This is a genomic window from Kitasatospora sp. NPDC058048, assembly GCF_042885555.1.
GTDB lineage: Bacteria > Actinomycetota > Actinomycetes > Streptomycetales > Streptomycetaceae > Kitasatospora > Kitasatospora lactacystinica.
Genome location: NZ_JBHVRT010000035.1, coordinates 102,088 through 108,855, shown reverse-complemented (window position 1 = coordinate 108,855; position 6,768 = coordinate 102,088). Strand labels below are relative to the sequence as shown.

The following is a 6,768-nucleotide window of genomic DNA, read 5'->3' as shown; positions in this document are numbered from 1 at the left end:
TGGGGGGTTGGTGGGGGGGGGTGTTTGTGTTGGGGGGGGCCTCGGGGGTGGGGGGGGGGGCCCCCGGGGCGGGTGGGGGGGGGGGGTCGGGGGGGGCCGCCGCCCGCCGCGGCGCCCGCGACGGCGGCCACCGGCCGGACGGCGGAGGGGACGGCGGCCGGGGCGGCGGGGCGTTCGGCGGCCTCGCGCTGGACGGGCAGCGGGCCGGGCGGCCGGCGGCCGGGCGCGCCCTGTTCGGGCTGCGGCGGCGGGCCGACCCGGGCGGCGCGCTGCTGGGGCGTCGGGTAGCGGCGGCCGAGGCCGGCGGCCGCGTGCGCCGTACCGGTCTGCGCGTCGGCGGGCAGCACCGGCAGCACGGTGGCCGGGTCCAGTCGCAGGGCGGGCAGTCCGCCCCGGTCCAGCGCGGCCAGCAGCGCCGCGCGGTGGCCGGCGGGCAGCAGCCGGGCCAGTGGCTCGGGCACCGGCCGGGCGGCCGGGGTGAGCGCCGCGGTCAGGGTGTGGAAGCCGCCCCGGGCGCCGGGCGCGGCGGCGAAGGGGAGCAGCCGCTCGCCGAGCGCGAGCCGCGGCCCGGTGGAGCGCAGCGGGCGGGCGTCGGCGGCCAGCGCCAGCAGTCCGCCGGCCGGGCCGGGCAGCGGGTAGGCCCACCAGAGCACGTCGCGCTGGTGCTCCTCGCGGTCGGTGACGGTCAGCCGGCCGGCCCAGGGGCGGCCGTCGGTGGTCCGCTCGGCGAGGGTGTCGAACGCGTCGCAGGGGCGGCGGACGGAGCAGCGTTCGCGCGCCCGGGGTTCCAGGGCGGGCAGCAGGCCGGAGGCCGGGCGGTCGTGGGCGACCTCGGCGCGGTGGCCGAAGAGTTCCTCGGCGGCCCGGCCCCACTGGGCGATCCGGCCGGACCGGTCGATCAGGACGGGGACGAGCCGGACCAGGGCGGCCACACCCGTCGGGTGGTCGCCCGGCGCGGTTCCGTCGCCCGCCGGCCGCGGTGTGGAGTTGGACTCGGCCACCATGGATTCGCTCTGCTCCCGCCTGGCCGCCGCGCCCGGGGGCGGCCGTCGCTCCGGAGGAAGGCACGCTGTGCGGATACCAGCGAAGCACGGACCGGGCCGGGCTCGACACCGAAACGGGGAGATTCCTCAGGATCGGTTGCGTGTCGTGTGCCGCACGCCGGTTCGTGCCTCCGGTTCACCCGGACGGGGCCCGCGACCACGGCGGTAGGGTGGCAGGCCGGACCGCCCGTACGGGTGGTCCGCAGGACGCAGCCGGCCGGACGAGACAGAGGCGACAAGTGAGCGCGCAGAGCCCCGCCCGCTGGACGGACCCGGAGCAGCAGGCACTGGAGGAGCGGGTCGCCGCCGCCGAGCTCGCCTGGCTCAGCATGGACGTGGACGTCCAGACGCTGCGGGTCGAGATCGACAACTTCGCGCTGATCCACCACCAGCTGCTCGGCCCGCTGTACGCCCGGCTGGACGAACTGGACGCGCTGGTCGCCGAGGCCGTCGCGGCCCGCACCGGCCGGCCGGAGGACCTGCGCCGGGCCGCCGAGGCGCGGCAGCAGGTCGAGGACCTGCCGGACCTGGACGCGCTCTTCGACTCGGTGCGGGAGCAGTCCGGCCAGGACGGGGAGGCGGCCCCGCCGCCCGCCGCACCGGAGCGGGTGCGGCCCGGCAAGGACGCCCAGCGGATCTACCGCGAGCTGGTCCGCCGCGCCCACCCCGACCTGACCACCGACCCTGCCGAGCAGCAGCGCCGGGCCGCCTTCCTGGCCCGGGTCAACGAGGCCTACGCGTACGGCGACGCGACCGCTCTGGGGGCCCTGGCCGCCGAGTGGTCCACCGCGCCGCAGGCCGCGCCCGCCGTCGACGCGCCCGACCGCGCGGACTGGCTGCGCCGCCGGCTGGACTGGCTGACCGCCAAGATCACCGAGACCGCCACCGAGCAGGTCCGGCTGGAGCAGACCCCGATGGGCCAGCTGCTCGCCCTGGCCCCGCAGGACCCGGACCGCCTGCTGGAACAGCTCGCCGAGGAACTGCTGGCCAAGGCCGCCGAACGGCGGACCGAGCTGGAGCGGCTGCTCGGCGGGCCGGCTCCGGCGGACGGTACGGCCTCCGGCGGCCGGGGTACGGCGCCGGTGGGCGACAATGACACGCATCCCCGCGAATCCCAGGAGAGCCACACGATGTTCCCGCAGATCCCCTCCGCCGACGCCGCCGCCGTGCCCGCCGACGCCGCCCTGCTGGACGTGCGCGAGCAGGACGAGTGGGACGCCGGCCACGTCGACGGCGCGCTGCACATCCCGATCGGCGAGGTGATCGCCCGCCTCGGCGAGCTGCCGGAGGAGAAGCTGTACGTGCTCTGCCGGGTCGGCGGCCGCTCCGCGCAGGTCGTCCAGTACCTGGTCCAGCAGGGCCGGGACGCGGTGAACGTGGACGGCGGGATGCACGCCTGGCAGGGTGCGGGCCGTCCGATGGTGAGCAGCACCGGCCAGGAGGCCTTCGTCCTCTGACGGCCCGGCACCCGCCGCCCGTGCCGTGCGGCAGGATGGGCGCGCGCGAGCGCGCCGGCACCGGGCCGGTGGCGCCCGCCGACCGGTCGGGGGAGGCCATGACCGAGACGACGGACCGGCCGGCTGCCGGGAGGACCTGGTCCAGGCCCGCGCAGCTGGTCCTCGGCTTCGCCGGCTCGGTGCTGGCCGGCGGCACCGGGCTGTTCCTCGCCGCGGTGTTCCTGCACGTCGCGCCCGCCAACTCGGTGTCCCGGCAGTACCGGGACGAGGTCGACGGCGTGGTGTACCCGGAGTTCGAGCAGAACTGGAAGCTGTTCGCGCCCAACCCGCTCCAGCAGAACGTGAGCGTGGACGCCCGGATCCGCACCGCCGCGCCCGACGGGTCCACCCGCACCCACGACTGGATCGGGCTGACCGCCCAGGACGTCGCCGCGATACGGGGCAACCCGGCGCCCAGCCACGTCGAGCAGAACCTGCTGCGCCGGGCCTGGGACTTCTACGACGGCTCGCACAACCCGCAGGACGAGAGCCCGGCCTCCCCGCGCGGCAGGCTCGCCGAGCAGTACCTCGAGCGGATCGCCCTGCAGCGGATCGGCCGGGAGGCGGACGGCGGGCGGGTCGTGGAGATCCAGTTCCGGTCGACCGCGGCCACCGTCCCGCCGCCGTCCTGGAGCGGCGAGCCCGCGCCGGCGGCGCCCCGGGTGCGGGAGCTGCCGTGGTGGCCGGTGACGGACGAGGACTACCGGGGGCTGCTCGGATGAACGAGGCGACGGTGCGGGCCGCCGCACCGGGCGGGGCGGGGCCGGTCGGCGGGGTGCCCCGGCAGACCGGGGCCGGCCGGCCGGTGGAGTCCGGGGCGGCGGGGCCGGCACGCGGGCCGCGGGCACCGCTCGGGCGGGCCGCGGAGGCGTTCACCGGACGGGCGCTCGGCCGCCACCAGGCGGCGGTGGTGCGGATCGGCTTCGGGCTGGTCTGGCTGGCCCACCTGCTGCGCGAGTGGCCGCACCGGCGGGTGCTGTACGGCGACCTCTCCCCCTGGTCGGCGGAGCTGGCCGAACGGCTGCTGGCCGACAACGGGGCGTTCACCGTGCTGCCCTGGTTCGGCGGCCGGCTCTGGTTCGAGCTGGTCTACCACCTGGCCGTGCTGGCCGCCCTGGCCGTGCTGCTGGGCTGGCGGACCAGGGCGAGCACGGTGCTGTTCCTGGTCACCGTGCTGTCCCTGCAGAACCGCGACGTCTTCCTCGGCGACGGCGGTGACAACGTCGTCCACCTGATGGCGGTCTACCTGGTCTTCACCCGCTGCGCCGAGGTCTGGTCGCTGGACGCCCGGCGCCGAGCACCCGGGCGGACCGGGGTGATGCTCTGGGCGGTGCTCGGAGCCGTCCTGGCGGCCTGTCAGTTCGGCGGCTTCGCCGGGGACACCCTGACCTGGACCGACCGGGCCTTCCCGTACCTCGGCTGGTCGCCGCTGTTCTGGGCGCTCTGGACGGCGGCCGGGCTCTGGTGGACGCTCGGCCGGCTGCGGCCGGACGGCGAGCCGCGGGCGGTGCTCGACGCGCTGGCGAACATGGCGCACAACTGCGCGATGCTGGTGATCGCCGTCGAGGTGGTGCTGATCTACGCGACGGCCGGCTGGTACAAGGTGCAGGGCACGCGCTGGCAGGACGGCACCGCGCTGTACTACCCGCTGCACCTGGACTACTTCACGCCCTGGCCGGGGCTGTCCGCGCTGGTCGGCTCGGCGCTGCTGCCGGTCTTCCTGATCTCCTACGGCACCGTGATCCTCCAGGTGGCGTTCCCGTTCACGCTGCTCAACCGGCGGGTCAAGAACGGCCTGCTGGCCGTCATGATGCTGGAGCACGCGGGGATCGCGGTCGTGCTCGGGCTGCCGGTCTTCTCGCTCGCGATGATCGCGGCGGACGCGGTGTTCCTGCCGACCGGGGCACTGCTGTGGGCGGCGGCGCGGCTGAGCCGGATCCGGCGGAGGTATCCGGCCTAGGATGTCGCTATGTCCTGGTTCGCCGCACTTCGTGACACCGCGCGGACCGGGCTCACCCTGGACCGGGCGCTCACCGACCCCAAGCGGGCGGTGCGCGGGGCCGTCGCGGTGGCGCTGGTGCTCTTCCCCACCCTCGCGCTCGGCGGGGTCGCGCTCGCCACCTCGGCCGCGATGGGCGCGTTCATCGCCGGCTCGGCCACCTTCCAGCGCAGCTTCCGGCCCCGGGCCAGCCTCGCCGTCGCCGCCGGCGCCGGACTCGGCATCAGCACCTTCCTCGGCTACCTGGCCGCCGGCGTCCCCGGGCTGTTCCCGGTGCTGCTCGCGGTGTGGGCCTTCGGCGCCGGACTGGCCTGGGCGATCGGGCCGACCGCCGGAGTGGTCGCCACCAACACCGTCTCGGTGATGCTGATCGTCGTGCAACTCCCGGTCAGCACGGTCACCGCGCTCGGCCACGGGCTCGTCGCCGCCCTGGGCGGAGTCGCCCAGGCCACCGTCATCACCGTCTGGCCGATCGGCAGCTGGACCGCCCAACGGGAGGCCCTCGCCGACACCTACGCCGAACTCGCCGACTACGCCCGCCGGTTGCGACAGGACCCGACCGCGCACGTCGATCCGGAGCCGTTCATGACGGCCCGCCACGCCGCCGCCCTCACCCCCTGGCAGGACCGCCACCGGCCACCCGAGCTGCGCGGACTGCGCGGCACCGCCGAGCGCATCCGGCCCACCCTCGCCGCACTCGCCGACCCCAAGGTGGGCGCCCCCGAGGAAGGGCCGGGACGGGACCGGGCCCGGGAAGTGCTGGCCGCCGCCGCCGAGGTCATGGACGCCCTCGCCCGGGCGATCCGCACCGGCGACCCCGTCCGGCTCCCCCGCTCCGCGCCCTCGCTCACCCTGGTCGGCTCCGACGACGGGCCGCGGCTCCAGGGCGCGGCCCGGCGCTCCGCCCGGCGGCTCGGCGGGCTGCTGCGGAAGGCCGCGGACACCCTGGACCGCAACGACGAGGACACCATCACCACCCCCGTCGTCGGGGCCGGCGGGGCGCTGCGCAAACCCACCATCGCCCGGATGCTGCCGGTCGCGGCACGGGCCGTGCGGCGGCAGCTGCACCCGCGCTCGGCGATCTTCCAGCACGCCGTCCGGCTCGCCGGCGTGGTCACCGTCGCCTACCTGCTGGCCCGGCTCGCCGGATTCCACCACGGGTACTGGGCGCCGATGACCGCCGCGATGGTGATGCGGCCGGACTTCGCCCAGACCTACAGCCGGGGCGTCGCCCGGCTGGCCGGAACGGTGGTCGGGGTCGCCGTCTCGACGCTCGTGGTGCAGCTCGCCCACCCCGGGCAATGGGTGCTGGCCGCGCTGGCGGTGATCTGCATCGGCGGGTCGTACCTGGCGTTCCGCACCGGGTACGCGCTCACCACGGTCGGGATCTCCACGTACGTGGTGTTCCTGCTCGGACTGCAGGAGGGCAACCCGCTGGTGACGGCCGTCGAACGGGTCGGGCTCACCCTGCTCGGCGGATCGATCGCACTCGTCACGTACGCGCTCTTCCCGACCTGGCAGACCGCCCGGCTCGGCGAACGGCTCGCCGAATGGCTGGCGGCCGCCGGACGGTACGCGGCGGCGGTGATCGCCTGCTACGAGGAGCCGGCGGCGTCGCGCGGGCGGGTGGTGCGCAGCGCGCTGCTGGACTCCCGGGAGGCGCGCTCCGAACTGTTCCAGGCGATGCAGCGGGCCGACGCCGAACCGGGGCGGCACGAATCCGGGCTGGCCGGGGTGAGCCGGCGCCAGATCGACCGGGCCCGGGCGGCGGTCGGCGCCCTCGGGCGGGCGGCGGTGCTGCTGGAGGCCCACCTGCCGGCGGGAGACGCGGAGCCGGTGCCGGGGGCGGGGGCGTACGCGGAGGAGCTGCGGCTGGCGACGGCGCTCGCGGCGGGGGCGATGCTGACGGGGCGGACGGTGGAGTTCGGGGCGGTGCGGGACGCCCAGGTGTGGTTGGAGGAGGGGCTGGCGGCGGCGCCGGCGGGGGTGCAGCGGGATGTGGTGAGGGCGGGGACCCGGTTGGTGGGGCAGGCCCTGCGGGATCTGGAGCGGGCTTTGCGGGGGTCTTCTGTGGGGGAGGGCTCTCGGGAGGGTGGTTCTCGGGAGGGTGGGGGGCCGGGGGCGGCTCCGGGGGTGGGGGGGCGCGGGGGGGGGTGTTTTTTAATGTAAACCACCCCCGCGGGGTGGGGGGGTTTAACATGGGAGGAGTGAAAAAAAACAAAAACACCCC

The 6,768-nt window shown here is 76.5% G+C and carries 4 protein-coding genes and 1 pseudogene; 4 read left to right on the top strand and 1 reads right to left on the bottom strand.

Annotated elements, in window-relative coordinates:
• Nucleotides 1-1,004, bottom strand: a pseudogene (locus tag ACFVVA_RS30855) (hypothetical protein); the annotation flags it as partial.
• Between the two features lie 278 nt (nt 1,005-1,282).
• On the opposite strand from ACFVVA_RS30855, the gene ACFVVA_RS30850 reads away from it, so the two are divergent.
• The 4 genes from ACFVVA_RS30850 (at nt 1,283) to ACFVVA_RS30835 (ending at nt 6,707) form a co-directional block, all read left to right on the top strand.
• Nucleotides 1,283-2,500 carry a rhodanese-like domain-containing protein gene (locus tag ACFVVA_RS30850; RefSeq protein ID WP_387694043.1) on the top strand — a complete coding sequence of 406 codons (1,218 nt, stop codon included), beginning with the start codon at nt 1,283-1,285 and terminating at the stop codon, nt 2,498-2,500.
• 98 nt (nt 2,501-2,598) lie between these two features.
• Nucleotides 2,599-3,261, top strand: coding sequence for a DUF5819 family protein (locus ACFVVA_RS30845; protein WP_387694042.1), 663 nt, complete (start codon nt 2,599-2,601; stop codon nt 3,259-3,261).
• On the top strand, nt 3,258-4,499 hold the full coding sequence (locus ACFVVA_RS30840; protein WP_387694041.1) for an HTTM domain-containing protein: 1,242 nt from the start codon (nt 3,258-3,260) through the stop codon (nt 4,497-4,499). Before ACFVVA_RS30845 ends, ACFVVA_RS30840 begins: the two co-directional genes overlap by 4 nt.
• 9 nt (nt 4,500-4,508) lie before the next feature.
• Nucleotides 4,509-6,707, top strand: a complete 2,199-nt coding sequence (locus tag ACFVVA_RS30835; protein ID WP_387694040.1) for an FUSC family protein — start codon at nt 4,509-4,511, stop codon at nt 6,705-6,707.
• Nucleotides 6,708-6,768: the final 61 nt, after the last annotated feature.